Raw genomic sequence first — 14,518 nt, 5'->3', positions numbered from 1 at the left:
CGGGCAGGGCACGTCCGTGGAAACCACTGATCCGCACCCGTGCCGACTCACCGCGGGTCACGCGGCGGAGCGGCCGTCCCCGTCCCGCTCCGGGGGCACCGATGGAGCCCGGCGAGCCGGTGTTGATCGTCGCGTCCGGTGACGGGGACCACCGGTGCATCCGACCCCGCGAAGCCTCGTCGGCCGTCGGCTGACCAACGGTCGGCACACGCGCCATCTCGATGCCACCCATGACACTCACCTCCCAAGCACGTCACTGATAACGCGTGTTAGTATACACGACATGGATCGTACGACATCAATAGCGCGTAATGAAAATCGTGCTATCAGTCACCTGCCACGGGGTGCCATGGTGGATATGCAGGAGTGGACGTTTCTCACCAACCACGCCCACGTACTGCTGTGCGTGGTGCGGGATCCCCAGGCCCGGTTGCGGGATGTCGCCGAGCAGGTCGGCATCACCGAACGGGCCGCACAGCGCATCGTGGCGGACCTCGTCGAAGCCGGGTACCTGGAACGAGAGCGCGAAGGGCGCCGCAACCGGTACCGGATGCACCCCGAGTTGCCGCTGCGCCATCCGATGGACCGCGACACCGCCATCGGAGAACTCCTGGCCGTGCTCATCGGCACCCGCAACGGCCCTGACGAGGCCCTGTGACCACCACCGCCCACCCCTACGCGGACGCACGCGTCGCACTGGCCACCAGACACGCCAAGGAGAGGGTCCTGGGCCCGGCCTTGGCCCGCATCCCGGGTCTGCGCCTGGTCCTCGCCGACGACGTCGACACCGACGAGCTGGGCACTTTCACCGGTGAGGTCCCACGCGCGGCATCGCCGTCCGTGACCGCCGTGCGCAAGGCACGCCTCGGTCTACGGTCGACCGGCCTCGGGCTCGCCGTGGCCAGCGAAGGCTCCTTCGGTCCGCATCCCATGGCTCCGATGCTCAGTGCCGGCGACGAGATCCTCGCCTTCCTCGACACCACCCGGGACCTGTGCATCGTGGAGCGCCGCCTGGGCCTCACGAACTTCGCCCACACCACCGCCCGACGCCTCGATGAGACCACCGAGGCGTTCTTGGGCCGAACCGGTTTCGGCCCCCACGCGATGATCGTGCGCCCCCACACCCCAATCGATCCGCAGGACCCCGGCCCTATCAGCAAAGGCATCCGGACCCGCGCCGAACTGGCCGCCGCGATCAACGAGTGCGCCCTACGGTCGGCGGACGGCCTGGCCCGGCTGGAGACCGACATGCGCGCCCACCTCAATCCCACGCGCATGCGCGAGATCGGCCTGCTCGCCGACCGGCTCACCGACCGCCTCGCCACGCTGTGCCCCGCCTGCGGCACCCCCGGATACGGCCAGGTCGACCGAGAACCCGGCCTTCCGTGCGACAGTTGCTCTGAGCCCACATCACAGACCCTCGCCGTCATCCACGGATGCCAGCGGTGTCCTCATCGCAGCAGCCACCCCAGAGACGACGGTCGGGTCAGCACCGACCCCACGTTCTGCGACGGGTGCAATCCGTGATCGAACCCCGCGGTCCGACATCACCGACGCGACCGTCGGCAGGGCCCACCGGCGCAGACCAGACCCCAGCACGAAAGGACTGACGTGCTCGACATCGGCCTTACCACGTGGATCGTCACGATCGCCGTCATCGTGGCCCTGCTCGCCGCAGACCTGACCATCGCCGCGCTGAAACCGCACCGCGTCGGGTTCCGGGAGGCGACCGCGTGGTCGGTCTTCTACATCGCGGTGGCCCTGATCTTCGGCGTGTGGTTCACCCTGGCTCACGGCGGTGAGCTCGGCACCGAGTACTTCGTCGGCTACCTGGTGGAGAAGAGCCTGTCCGTCGACAACCTCTTCGTCTTCGTCATCATCATCACCACCTTCGCGGTACCGGTCGAGCATCAGCACAAGGTGCTGACGTTCGGCATCGTGCTCGCCCTGGCCATGCGGGCGGTGTTCATCGCACTCGGAGCCGCGCTGTTGGCACTGTTCTCCTTCATGTTCCTCGTGTTCGGCCTGCTGTTGATCTACACGGCGATCCAGTTGTTCCGGCACCGCAACGAGGACCCCGCGATCGAGGACAACTCCGTGGTGCGTCTGGCCCGGCGGGTCCTGCCGGTCACCGACGGGTTCGTCGGTGGCAGGATCTTCACCCGGGTCGACGGCCGCCGTGTGGTCACGCCGATGCTCATCGTGCTGATCGCGATCGGCACCGTCGACCTGCTGTTCGCCGTGGACTCGATCCCGGCGATCTTCGGGATCACCCAGGAGCCCTACATCGTGTTCACCGCGAACGCGTTCGCCCTGCTCGGGCTGCGCGCACTGTTCTTCCTGGTGAAGGGCTTGCTCGACCGGCTGGTGTACCTCTCGACCGGGCTGGCGCTCATCCTGATGTTCATCGGCGCGAAGCTGCTTCTGCACTGGGCCCACGTGGACCTGGACGAACGGGTCCCGGAGATCCCGACGCTGGCGAGCCTGGTGGTGATCATCGTGATCCTGGTCGTGGTCACCGTGGCGAGCCTGGCCAAGACCCGCCGCGACCCTACGGCCAAGGCCCACGCGGGCTCACTTCGCGCGCACGACGCCGAGGCCGGGCGCGAGGACACCACCGAAGAGCCGTGAGCCGGGCCGAGCGTCAAAGAACATCCATCGCCGGCCAAGGCCTGCCGCCGGCGCGGTCACGAGCCCGAGCCGGCGCGGACGACACCACGAGTCCGGCGTCGTGGGGCGCGAATTCCAGGGCATCCAACACGGGCGGCGACGCCACCGACGTCTCGACCTCGACCCCGGGTTCCTGAAGGGCGACCGACGACGGGCCTCCGCCAGTGCGGTCTTCGCACGTTCCCGAAGAACAGCCGAAGATGGCACGACGTCCGGTTCACCGAAGGAGCGGATGGTGCGCGGCACATGCGAGGCGTTCATCAGGCGCAGATTCGAGCGACGCGAACGGACCTCCGCGGCGGCCCAGCCGAGGGCGACCACAGAGCCGGACGAGTTATACGACATGAAATACGCGTGCCGAAAAACGCGATACGCACTACGGGAAGGTGGGGTAAGGTACTGGCATGCAGGAGTGGACGTTTCTCACCAACCACGCCCACGTACTGCTGTGCGTGGTGCGGGATCCCCAGGCCCGGTTGCGGGATGTCGCCGAGCAGGTGGGCATCACCGAGCGGGCCGCACAGCGCATCGTGGCGGATCTCGTCGAAGCCGGGTACCTGGAACGAGAGCGCGAGGGGCGCCGCAACCGGTACCGGATGCACGCGGAGTTGCCGCTGCGCCATCCGATGGACCGCGACACCGCCATCGGAGAACTCCTGGCCGTGCTCATCGGCACCCGCATCGACCCTGACCAGGTGGCGTGACCGCCACCGCCCACCCCTGTACGGACGCACGCGTCGCACTGGCCACCGGACACGCCGAACAGCGGACCCCGGGCCTGGTCCTCGCCGACGACGTCGACACCGACGGGCAAGAGCCTTCGCGCGCAGGAGTCCAACCACGTGATACCTCTGACCGCAACCGCCATCGCCGAGGCCACTGGAGGTCGCCTGACCGCCGGCACCGACCCCCTCCTGTGGGTCACGGCACCCGCAAGCATCGACTCACGCCGGGTCCACCCCGGCGGCCTGTTCGCCGCGCTCTCCGGCCGGCACACCGACGGGCACGACCACGCCCCGGCCGCCATCGCCGCGGGCGCGGCGCTGGTGCTCGCCTCACGGCCGGTGGCCGCCCCGGCCGTCCAGGTCGCCGATGTCACCGTCGCGCTCGGCGCGCTGGCCCGCCACGTGGCGGGCCACCTGTCGGCGACCGTCATCGGCATCACCGGATCGAACGGCAAGACCAGCACCAAGGATCTCGCCGCCCAGGTGCTGGCGCACCACGGACCCGTCACCGCCACCGGCGGTTCGTACAACAACGAACTCGGCTTCCCCCTCACGATCCTGCACGCCACCCCCGACACGCGCTACCTCGTCCTGGAGATGGGTGCCCGGGGCCGCGGGCACCTCGGCTACCTGTGCGACCTGGTCACGCCCCATGTAGGCCTGGTGCTCAACGTCGGCACCGCCCACATCGGCCAGTACCCCGACGGACAGGCCGGGATCGCCGTGGCCAAGAGCGAACTGGTCGCCGGACTCCCCGACGCCGACCACGGCGGCCTCGCCGTCCTCAACGCCGACGATCCGCTCGTCTCAGCCATGGCGGACCGCACCCGTGCCCGCCCTCTGTGGTGGAGCCACCACCCCCATCCGACGCGCGTGCACGCCCGCGACGTGCGCCTCACCCAGGACGGTCGCGCGGGATTCACCCTGTGCACCCCCGAGGGCACCGCGCCCGTCACGCTCTCGCTCACCGGTCGGCATCACATCGGCAACGCACTCGCCGTCGCGGCGACCGCTCATGGCCTGGGTCTGGACACCGCGATGATCGCCCAGGCGCTGACCGAGGCACGGCCCAGGTCCGCCGGACGTATGCAGACCATCGTCCGGGATGACGGTATTACCCTCATCCACGACGCGTACAACGCGAATCCGGACTCGATGTCGGCCGCTCTCACCGCGCTGACCTCGGTGACCGCGCGTCGCCGCATCGCGGTCCTGGGAGAGATGGCCGAGCTCGGAGAGCACGCCGCTCAAGCCCATCGCCACCTGGGCGTGCTCGCCGCACAGGCCGCTCTCGACCTCCTGGTCGTGGTCGGCGATGACCACGCCGCCCTGATCGCCGACGCCGCCCGCGCCGCATGCGACCACCTCGACATCGTCTCCGTCCGTGACGCACGGCAGGCCCACGACGTCCTCCACCGCGGCCTTCACCCCGGCGACCTCGTCTTGATCAAGGCCTCCCGGGCCGCCCGCCTCGAAGACCTCGTCGCCGCCCTCAACGACCGCTGAACCGGCCGGAGCCACGACTCGCCTGATCGCGGGGCCCGGCCGCCCGGCCGAGCCGGTCCGCGATCGCCGATCCGATCCCCTCCAGGGCGGGAAGTGATGCCACGATGACCTCGCATCCGTGCCGGTCGAAGTCATGGAGGAACCCATAGAGCCGCTGCGCGTACTGTGCGGCCGAGTCCGGTACCGCGATCACGTGCTGCGCGGAAGACGACACGGCATCACCCGCGAACTCGGGGGGAAGAAGGACACCGACCCGTTGCCCTTGCGCCGCCAGCAGTTCGGCTTCGTCGAGGACCCGGTCCGGTTCGACCAGGAGCACCCGGGCCCGCGGCGCGTAGTGCGACGGGAACTGGCCTGGAACCCGGACAGCGCTCTTGGCCCGCACCGACACGGCACGGCCCAGTACGTGCTCGAGGTCCTCTCGACTCACACCACCGGGGCGCAGGATCGCCGGCTCACCCGTGAGATCGACGATGGCGGACTCGACGCCGACCGAGCACGGGCCACCGTCGAGCACATAGTCGACGTCCGCGCCCAATCCCGCATGGACATGACGGGTCGTCGTAGGGCTGACCTCGCCGAAGCGGTTGGCCGAGGGCGCCGCCACCCCGCCGCCGAAAGCCGTCAGCATCTTCAAGGCGACCGGATGGTTCGGCACCCGCAGCGCGATGGTGTCGAGGCCACCGGTGACCACACGGGGAACACGGGCCGCCCGCCGAAGCACCAGCGTCAGCGGGCCCGGCCAGAAGCGTTCGGCGATGAGGTGCGCCGTGTCGGGCACGTCGGCCGCCCATTCAGCGAGCTGGTGCGCGCCGCCGAGGTGCACGATCAGCGGATGCGTCGTCGGCCGCCCCTTCACCGTGAAGACACGTTCCACGGCGCCGACATTCTCGGCATCGGCGCCGAGCCCGTACACCGTCTCGGTGGGGAACGCGACCAGACCGCCCGCACCCAAGGTGCGAGCGGCGCACTCGATGCGGTCGAGTACGAGTTCGGGTTGGTCCGAAATCACCGTTCACCCCTCGTAACAACAATCTGACACACCGACATTCAGCGTGATCGGTTACCGTGCTGTATGCCGTCGGCTCTCCCGGGGAGTAGCGCTCTCAGCCTATCCTCGCTGGGCGCTGCAGCGTCCAGACGGACGACGGCCCCGCCCCTGCGCTCCGGCGACACCGAAGCCGACGCGCCCAAGAAGTGACAGAGGCCGCGCGGGGGCCGCCGACCTGTCGGGCCGCCTCACGACTCGGGGAGCCCTGCATCTTCGGGGTGTGAGTCTTCACCGCGTGCTCTCTTGTGTCTGGTCGGTCTCGTCCAGTTCCAGGTGGGCCTGGGCCGCGCCGGGCGGGGACACATCGAGCACGTAGTCGCCGAAGCGGCGGATGTGCGCGCTCATGTACGGGGCCAGACAGGCCACGTCGGGCCCGTAGACGCGGTGGCCCTCGTTCCTGAGCTGGGTCAGGGCCGCGGTGATGGCCACGGCGTTGTAGAAGATCACGCAGTTGGCCAGCAGTTCGTTGAACTTGACCAGCAGCTCCATGTGGTCGGGGTCGTTGTCGGCCAGGGTGCCGTTGTTGCCGAACCGCAGCCAGGAGGAGAACCCGTGGAAGGCCTCCACCCGGTTGGTGACGGCGGTGATGCCCTCGCGCAGCTCGGGTTCGTTGAGGTAGCGCAGCAGCACGGTGGTGCGCATCGCCCGCCCCAACTCACGGAACGCCCGGTACAGCCGGTTCTTCTTGGACTCGTTGCTCAGGCGGCGCAGCAGCACCGAGCTGGACAGCCGTCCCTCCTTGATGGACAGCACGGTGCGCATCAGGTCGATCCAGTGGGTGCGTATGAGTTTCCAGTTGATGACCGCGTCCTCGCCGAACAGCGCATCGATGTGGCGGTAGCGGGCGTTGGCGCTGGGGCGGTAGAAGACCAGGTCCTTCCAGTTGCGGATACGGGGCAGCAGCTCCACCCCCAGCAAAGCGGCCAGTCCGAAGGCCGGCAGGGACTGGCCCTGGGTGTCGGCGTGGAGCGTCTCGGGCTCCAGGCCGCTCTCCTGGCGCAGCAGTCCCTCGAAGATGTAGACGGCCTCCCACACCCCGCACGGAATGAAGTGGGAGAACAGCGCGATATAGGAATCGGCGATGTGCCGGTAGGCGATCCCCCCGTACCCGCCATACCGCACGCTCGTCTCCGCCAGGAGGTTGTCGTCCCAGGTGTCGATCTGGGTGCCGTCCGCCCCCACCCGTGAGCCATCGCCCCACCAGTAGGTGACGTCCAGGCAGCTGAAGGCGTTGACCACATCGGCGCTGGCCCGGTTCAGCTTGTGCGCGGTGACGTGCTCGCGGGCGGGCCCGGCGATCTCGTGCGGCGAGAGCCCGCCGCGCAGGTGACGCGACATCTGGTGCGGCCCCAGGTTGGTGCCGTAGGTGAAGCCGATGACCGAGTAGCGGCCCAACGGGTCCTTGATCTTGGGGTCCGACCCCGACAAGGGCCCGAAGTGGCGGTACCAGCCGATCCAGTGCGCGGTCCGGGTGACGATGTCCAACAGCCCGACCTCGTCCATGCGCTCGGTGACCGCGGCCTCCAGCGCGAGCGCGGAGGCGGTGCGCTCGCGGCCGCGGCGCCGCTTGAGCGTGGGCACCCCGTCCTCGTCGATCGCCAGGTCGGCGTTGTCAGGGTAGGCGGCGTCCGTGCGCGCGGCGTGCGCGTCCAGCAGGCCCCGGACCATGTCGCACAGCCCGTCGGCCGTGTCGGGGATGCCCGCCTCGGCGCAGTAGGCGGCGATCTTGCCCTGGGCCTCCTCGGCGCTCATGAGCTGGTCCAGGAAGCTGGCGTAGGAGTCGGCCCCCACCACAGCCACGTCCCCCGTGCGCAGCTCCGAGGCCAGGTAGGAGAACACGCACACCTCCAACTGGCGGCGCACGAAAACCCCCGGCCGACCGCGCTCGCGGATCGTCTTGGCCCAGTGCTCGGAGACGAAGGAGGTATCCAACGCCTCGCAGCCCTCCAGATGGTCAGGGACATACTCACCGCGTAGGTGCCGGTTGGCGCGGATGAACGCCACCGCCCGCAGCACCGAGTCATCAGCGCTGGTGGGCTTGAGCTCCAACACCTCCAGCAGCTCGAACAGCGCTGCCCGGTGGGAGCGGTAGAACCCCGCCATCAGGCCCGTGTAGTTGTTGCCGTGGTGGGCGGAGATCTCCTCGTGCTCCTGCGAGACCTTGGCGACGCCGCCGGCGTCGGCGAGCGGTTTGAGCATCAGCTCCCCGGCCCGCTCGCACACCGCCGACTCCGCCCACGCGGCGGCCTCGCCGTGGGCGTGGGCCTCCCGGGCTCCCGAGAGCATACGGCCGAACACGCCCCACAGCCGTTCGGTCTCGGCCCGCTGGCGTTCGCGGATCTCCTGCAGGCGCTCGCGCCCCTTCTTGTGGATCGCCGCCATCCGGCGGCAGAACATGCCCGCGACCTCATCGCGAGCCCGCACCCGGGCCACGTGGACCAGGCTGACCACCAACGCGATCCGCTTGTCATCGTTGAACTTGCGCAGTTGGGAGATATCCAGCACCCGCGCCTCAGCGGCGAAGTGCTCGACCTTGGCCTTGGGAACCTCTTCCAGCCACACCTGGGTCGGCCCGAGCAGGTCCAGGTCGCGCAGGTGCCGCAGGTGCTGCTTGAACCGCGACAGCGACGGGCGGCGCGCGGACTGTTTGAGGTCGTCGGCCGGGGAGGTGCGCCGTCCCGCAGGGACCTGGAGCAGCCCTTCCATCCGGGCGATGTCGTCGTCCCCCATGCGCTTGGTGATGCCGAAGAAGAACTCGTAGTTGACCTCGGCTCGCACCCGCGCGGCCATCTTGTCCAAGACGGTGAACCCGGGCAGCTCGAAGCTGTTGCGCGTCAGCTCCTCCAAGGCGACGTTGATCAGGTCGGCCGGGTTGTCCTTGACCCGCGCCTCGGCGCGCATGGTCTCCTCGGCCAGGACACGTGCGGCCTCGCGGTCGCTGTTGACGCCCTGGCGGTCGCGGACCAGTGCCCGGTGGTGGCGCCGGGTCCGGTCCGAATCGTGGGCACACTCCACATCGGCGGCCAGATCCAGGCGGCTGCGCACATGACCAACTACAGCGTCGGGGACCTCGTCCATGCGGGGGAAGTACCCCAGCCGTTGGAAGGCCTTGAGCTGGACCACCAGCGCGAGCAGGTGCTCATCGGAGCGGGTGGCGCGCTGGGCCCACTCGATCTCCTTTGGTGAGGGGGTGAAGACGTCGTACAGCTCCTGGGGCGGCACGCTCTTCTTGAACCGGGGGTAGGCGGTGCGGTCGATCGACGCCATCGGTCCTGCCTTGACTACGAAGCGGAAGTGGCGCGGACAACCTAGCGCTACTCGGTGCAGCGTGTCCGGGAAGTAGTCAAACCGTCACCATCAGGTTCAAGCCCAGGGCCTATTGCCGATCCGTCACGTATTCCGGTCGCCCCCCAGGTGGTGGCGCTGGTCGAGCTCGTCCAGGAGCGCCAGGCCGCGGGCCGGCCGGGCGTGGGCCACCGCCACCACCCGGCTGAGCTGGACCGGTGCGGTGGGGGCGAGCCGTTCGAGCCACAGGTACAGCACGGCGATCTGCGCCCAGTCGGTCTGGTCGGGCGAGGACGCGGCGGCGTGCACGGCGGCGATCGCGGCCTGCAGCTGGTAGGGGCCCGGCCGCTCGCGGTTCCAGACGCCGTCGATGAGAGCGGTGCCCTCGTCGATCAGGTCCCGGTCCCACCGGCCGCGGTCCTGCTCGTCCAGGGGCACCAGGTCACCGCCGTCGGTGCGGGCGGCGCGCCTGGACTCGGTGAGCAGCATCAGCGCCAGCAGGCCGGTCACCTCGGCGTCGTCGCCGAGCGTCGCGTGGAGCATGCGGGTCAGCCGGATGGCCTCGCCGGTCAGGTCGACGCGGGCGAGCCGGTCGCCGGCGGTGGCGGTGTAACCCTCGTTGAAGACCAGGTAGAGCACCCGCATCACGGCGGTCATCCGGCTGTCGCGGTCGGCGTCGGTGGGCGGGGTGAAGCGGGCTCCGGCGCGGACCAGCTGCTGTTCGGCGCGGCTGATCCGGGCGCCCATGGTGGACTCGGTCGTGCCGTGGGCGTGCGCGATCTCGGCGGTGGTCAGGCCGCCGACCGCGCGCAGCGTGAGCGCCACCTGGGAGGTGGGCTCCAGCGCGGGATGGCAGCACAGCGGCAGCAGGGTCAGGCTGTCGTCGGTCTCGGGTGCGGGGTCGGCCCGGCGCTCGGGCTCCTGCATGGCCAGTAGGGCCACTCCGGCCTGCTGCTCGCGGCGGTGGCGGGCCTGGTCGGAGCGGATCAGGTCGACCATGCGCCGGAGGGCGGCTTCGACGCCGGCGACACCACGCTTACCGGTGAGTGGGTCTACCCCGGCGGCGGGTACGCCTCCACCGCGACCCGCGTCTGACCGAGGGGCCGGTCTCCCGCCCGGGAGAAAACGCGTGGCGGCGAGCCGTTCCCAACGGCTCGCCGCCACCGATTCGGCCGGCCGGGCCGGGGCGGTCCTGGTACCGCCGTTGCCTGGATCGGCCCCGCGGCCTGGCGCAGGCTCGGTGCCATGGACAACACACCCACCACCGACACATCCACCCGTGCCCCGGGCCTGCTGGCCGGCAAGGTCGTCTTCGTCACCGGCGCCGGGCGCGGCATCGGCGCCGCCGCCGCGCGGCTGTTCGCCCGGGAAGGCGCCCGGGTGCTGCTGGCGGCCCGGACGGAGGCGCAGCTGAAGGCGGTGACCGAGGAGATCCGGGCGGCCGGCGGCACCGCGGACCACGCGGTGTGCGACCTGGCCGACGGGGCCGCGGTGCGCGCCGCCGTCGACCGCGCCGTGGAGCGGTACGGGCGGCTCGACGCCGCCTTCAACAACGGAGCGACCGCCGTGCCGCCCGGCCCGATGGACCAGGTGCCCGAGGCCGATTTCGACCACGTCTACGCCGTGAACCTCAAGGGCACCTGGGCGGCCATGACGGCCGAGGTGGCCGCGATCCGGGCCACCGCCGGCAGGGGCGCCATCGTCAACACCTCATCCGTCGGCAGCCTGGGCGGCAATCCGGTGCTGCCCGCCTACGGTGCGATGAAGCGGGCGGTCAACAGCCTCACCGAATCGGCGGCGGCCACCTACGGCCCGGAGGGCATCCGGGTCAACGCCATCGCCCCCGGCACCACGCTGACCGACATGGTGCGCGCCTGGAACGAGGTCTCGCCCGGCATCGTGGACCAGCTGAACGAGCGCACCCCGCTGCGCCGCGCCGCCGAGCCCGAGGAGATCGCCCAGGCCGCCGCCTGGCTGCTCAGCGACCGCTCCTCCTATGTGACGGGCACGGTCCTGCCGGTCGACGGCGGCATGCTGGCGGCCTGAGCGGGGCGGGGCGCCGCCGCGCCCCCGGCCCGGCCCGCACTGGGCCGGGCCGGGCCGCCCTCAGGGTGCCGGCACCCGCTCGGGCGGAACGGCGGCGATGCGCAGCGCGGTGACGAGCTCCTGGTAGAGGGCGTCGGTCGCCAGGAGTTCGGCGTGGGTGCCGGTGGCCCGGCAGCGGCCCGCCTCCAGCACGATGATCTGGTCGGCGTCGACCACCGTGGACAGGCGGTGGGCGATGGTCACCACGGCGCCCCGCTCGGCGAGCTCGCGGATGGCGCGCTGGACGGCGGCCTCGGTGAGGCCGTCGAGCTGCGCGGTCGCCTCGTCCAGCAGCAGGATCGCGGGCTCGGCCACCAGGGCGCGGGCGATCGCGATCCGCTGCCGTTCGCCGCCGGAGACGACGTCGGCGGAGAGCGGGGTGTCCAGGCCCTGGGGCAGGGAGCGGGCCCGCTCCGCCAGGCGGACGGCGCGCAGCGCCGCCCACAGCGCGTCGTCGGGGGCGTCGGGCCGGGAATAGCGGAGGTTCTCGGCCAGGGTGCCGGGCAGCAGCGGGGTGTCCTGCTCGACGTAGGCGATCCGGCCGCGCAGCGCGTCCAGCGACCACGTCTCCAGCGGCCGGCCCTCCAGGGTGATCTCGCCGGCCCGCGGGTGCAGGAAGCGCAGGATCAGCGAGAACATCGTGGTCTTGCCCGCACCCGAGGGGCCGACGATCGCGGTGTGGCCGATCCGCGGAACCTGGATCGAGACGCCCGCGAGCGCCGGCGGCGCGTCCGGCCGGTAGCCCGCCTCGACCTCGTGGAAGGCGAGCACCGGCGCCTCGGGGGCGGCCGGCCCGCCCTCCTCCGGAGCACCGCTGTGCGCGGTGGCGGGCGGCCCGGCCGCCGGCTCGTCGTGCTCGACCTCCAGCCGCTGCACCTCTGCCACCCGCGCCGCGGCGGCGATGCCGGACTGGAACTGGGTGATGACCGTGGACAGCTCCATGGCCGGGCCCATGAGCTGGAAGGCGTAGAGCAGGAAGGCGACCAGGGCGGAGACGGCGAGCACCCCCGCGCCGACCCGGTAGGCGCCGATGCCGAGGATCAGCATGATGGCGAGCGAGATGCCGCCGCCGGTGGCGGTCCAGGCGATCGCCTCGACGCGCACCGCGCGCACGCTCTGCCTGGCCGCCTCGCGCGCCTCGGTGATGACCCGCTCGGACTCGCGGTGCTCGGCGCGGGCGGCCTTGACGGTGCGGATGGCGCGCATGCCCCCTTCGAGCGCGCCGCCGAGCCGGCCCAGCGCCGCCTGCGCCGCCTCCTGCGCCCGCGCCAGCGAGGGCATCAGCAGCGCGACCACCGTGCCGATCACCACCAGGGTGCCCAGCGTGGCGGCCAGCAGCACCCAGTCGAGCAGCGCCATCAGCGTCAGCGCCCCGACCAGCCCGACGGTGCCGTTGACCAGCTGGACGATGCTGGAGGCGACGGTCTCGCGCATCAGCACGGTGTCGGAGGTGACCCGGGTGACGAACTCACCGCTGGAGCGCCCGGCCAGCTGGTCGACCCTGAGCCGGAACAGCCGGGCCACCATCGAGGTGCGGACGTCGAGGATGACGCGCTCGCCCAGCCGCCCCAGCATGATCCACTGCACCAGGCCGATCCCCGCGCCGACCACGAGCAGGCCGGCCAGCACCGCGATGGCCGGGGCTACCGGGGCGTCGGCGGCCATGGCGTCCAGCACCCACTTGGCCACCAGCGGGGTGGCGAGGTCGGCGCCGGTGGCGACCAGGCCGAGCAGCACGCCCAGCCCCAGCACGGCGCGGTGCGGCCGGACGAAGGCCCACAGCAGCCGGATGTTGGCCCCGCGCGCCGGTGCGGCCCCTTCGGGCGCGGGTCTCTCCTCGGTGGCGGGTCTTACCTGCTGATCGACGGCCATGCCGCACTCCCCCGGTCTGGTAGCTCGATGACTGAACTACAGACTACCACTCTGGGACATCAATGTCCCATAGCGGTGTCGCAGGGACTCACAATGGGGTGATGGTGCTACGTTCCTTATATGAGCGGCCCCAGGTCATCGAGTGTCGGCATTCCGGGCACCCGCGCCCGCACCCGCAACGCCATCCTGAACGCGGCCGCGAAGGTGCTGGCCCGCGACCGCAAGGCCACGCTCGCCGACATCGCCAAGGAGGCCGAGGTCGGCCGCAGCACCCTGCACCGCTACTTCGCCGACCGCGAGGAGCTGGTCAACGAGGTCGTCGAGGACTCACTGCACCTGATCGGCCAGGCGGTCGAGGACGCCGCGCTCGACCGGGGCGAACCCATGGAGGCGCTGCGCCGGGCCGTCAGCGCGATGGTCGCCGTCGGCGACCGCCTGCTGTTCCTCTTCCACGACCCCACGCACTTCGACAAGCTGGAGGACACCGAGCCCGACGCCACCGACCTGGCGCTGCGCGCCCTGATCGAGCGAGGGCAGGCCGACGGCGTCTTCGACCCCCAGGTCGCCCCGGACTGGATCGAGAGCGTGGTGTGGGCGCTGGTCTACTCCGGGTGCGAGGCGGCCGGCAGCGGCGCGCTGCCCCGCCACGGCGTGACGGAGGCGGTCATGCGCACCCTGGAGAACGGCGTGTGCGCGCGGTGAGCCCCGCTCTCGCGGCCGCGCCGCACGCGGCGGTCCGGGCATACCGCACGGAACACCAGGTGTGCTCGGGACAGGACTCTCAGGTCCAGAAGGTGTCGTGCCGCAGGCAGAACTCCGACCACTCCTCGGGGGTGAACTGCCGCCCGGCGGCCAGTTCCTCGAAGTACTCCTCGCGCGGCGCGCCCGGGGTGAACAGGATGAGCATGGACGCCTCGACGCCCGACTCGTTGCGGAAGCCGTGCACGCCGCCCTGCGGCACGTAGAGGAAGTCGCCCTCCTTGGCGTCGATCCACTTCTCGCCGTTGAACAGCCGCACCGTGCCGGAGATGATGAAGAACGACTCCGTGATGGAGCGGTGGAAGTGCGGGCTGGGGCCGCTGGGCTCGGCGGGCATGTCCCACCGGTAGAGGCCGAACTGGCCCTGGGTGCTCGCGCCGGTGGCCAGGTAGCCGCCCCGGGTGCCGCCGCGCGAGTGCAGGTCGGGCTCGGCGTCGGCCGGCCGGAAGACGGACGACACCGCGCCCTGCTCGGCCAGGTAGCGGGGTTCGGGGTAGGACATCGGGCGCTCCTCTGCGCTAGGCCGCCGCGGCGGCCCGGGCTGATGATCAGCACCGGGCAGCCG

Annotated in this window: 12 protein-coding genes; 7 read left to right on the top strand and 5 right to left on the bottom strand. The window is 71.0% G+C overall.

From position 1 onward, the window contains the following. Positions 1-358: 358 nt before the first annotated feature. From CLV72_RS16235 to CLV72_RS16215, 5 genes are all read left to right on the top strand, one after another. Positions 359-658: a winged helix-turn-helix domain-containing protein gene (locus CLV72_RS16235; protein WP_061081176.1), complete on the top strand. Its 300-nt coding sequence runs from the start codon at positions 359-361 to the stop codon at positions 656-658. Beyond that, positions 655-1,527 (top strand): DUF6671 family protein, encoded by an 873-nt coding sequence (locus CLV72_RS16230; protein ID WP_061081146.1) that lies wholly within the window; start codon positions 655-657, stop codon positions 1,525-1,527. The genes CLV72_RS16235 and CLV72_RS16230 overlap by 4 nt, the downstream gene beginning before the upstream one ends. An 84-nt stretch (positions 1,528-1,611) precedes the next feature. Beyond that, a complete protein-coding gene (locus CLV72_RS16225) occupies positions 1,612-2,631 on the top strand; it encodes a TerC family protein (RefSeq protein WP_061081147.1) in 1,020 nt (339 codons plus the stop codon). 443 nt (positions 2,632-3,074) lie between these two features. Next, a complete protein-coding gene (locus tag CLV72_RS16220; RefSeq protein ID WP_061081148.1) occupies positions 3,075-3,374 on the top strand; it encodes a winged helix-turn-helix domain-containing protein in 300 nt (99 codons plus the stop codon). 138 nt (positions 3,375-3,512) lie between these two features. Further along, positions 3,513-4,901 carry a UDP-N-acetylmuramoyl-tripeptide--D-alanyl-D-alanine ligase gene (locus tag CLV72_RS16215; RefSeq protein WP_061081149.1) on the top strand — a complete coding sequence of 463 codons (1,389 nt, stop codon included), beginning with the start codon at positions 3,513-3,515 and terminating at the stop codon, positions 4,899-4,901. Here the strand turns inward: CLV72_RS16215 and CLV72_RS16210 are convergent. The 3 genes from CLV72_RS16210 to CLV72_RS16200 all read right to left on the bottom strand — a co-directional run bounded on the left by CLV72_RS16210 (position 4,888) and on the right by CLV72_RS16200 (position 10,236). After that, a complete protein-coding gene (locus CLV72_RS16210) occupies positions 4,888-5,913 on the bottom strand; it encodes an L-threonylcarbamoyladenylate synthase (protein ID WP_061081150.1) in 1,026 nt (341 codons plus the stop codon). The two genes, CLV72_RS16215 and CLV72_RS16210, sit on opposite strands and share 14 nt — an antisense overlap. 267 nt (positions 5,914-6,180) lie before the next feature. Further along, the gene (locus CLV72_RS16205) at positions 6,181-9,219 is read right to left on the bottom strand and encodes a Tn3 family transposase (RefSeq protein ID WP_061081151.1); all 3,039 of its coding nucleotides are present in this window, start codon (positions 9,217-9,219) and stop codon (positions 6,181-6,183) included. Between the two features lie 123 nt (positions 9,220-9,342). Further along, on the bottom strand, positions 9,343-10,236 hold the full coding sequence (locus CLV72_RS16200; protein ID WP_245930234.1) for an RNA polymerase sigma factor: 894 nt from the start codon (positions 10,234-10,236) through the stop codon (positions 9,343-9,345). Between the two features lie 246 nt (positions 10,237-10,482). Between CLV72_RS16200 and CLV72_RS16195 the strand changes: the two genes are divergently transcribed. Further along, entirely contained in the window at positions 10,483-11,283 is an 801-nt protein-coding gene (locus CLV72_RS16195) for an SDR family NAD(P)-dependent oxidoreductase (RefSeq protein WP_106246651.1), read from the top strand. 60 nt (positions 11,284-11,343) lie between these two features. Here the strand turns inward: CLV72_RS16195 and CLV72_RS16190 are convergent, their stop codons facing one another. Continuing rightward, the gene (locus CLV72_RS16190; protein ID WP_106246649.1) at positions 11,344-13,194 is read right to left on the bottom strand and encodes an ABC transporter ATP-binding protein; all 1,851 of its coding nucleotides are present in this window, start codon (positions 13,192-13,194) and stop codon (positions 11,344-11,346) included. 120 nt (positions 13,195-13,314) lie between these two features. On the opposite strand from CLV72_RS16190, the gene CLV72_RS16185 reads away from it, so the two are divergent. After that, the gene (locus CLV72_RS16185; RefSeq protein ID WP_106246647.1) at positions 13,315-13,896 is read left to right on the top strand and encodes a TetR/AcrR family transcriptional regulator; all 582 of its coding nucleotides are present in this window, start codon (positions 13,315-13,317) and stop codon (positions 13,894-13,896) included. 79 nt (positions 13,897-13,975) lie between these two features. On the opposite strand, the gene CLV72_RS16180 is transcribed toward CLV72_RS16185, so the two are convergent. Next, on the bottom strand, positions 13,976-14,455 hold the full coding sequence (locus CLV72_RS16180) for a cupin domain-containing protein (RefSeq protein ID WP_106246645.1): 480 nt from the start codon (positions 14,453-14,455) through the stop codon (positions 13,976-13,978). Positions 14,456-14,518: the final 63 nt, after the last annotated feature.

This window comes from Allonocardiopsis opalescens, from assembly GCF_003002095.1.
In the GTDB taxonomy this organism is placed as follows: Bacteria; Actinomycetota; Actinomycetes; order Streptosporangiales; family Streptosporangiaceae; genus Allonocardiopsis; species Allonocardiopsis opalescens.
The sequence above is the reverse complement of the archived record's forward strand: the minus strand, read 5'-3'. Positions and strand labels throughout refer to the sequence as shown.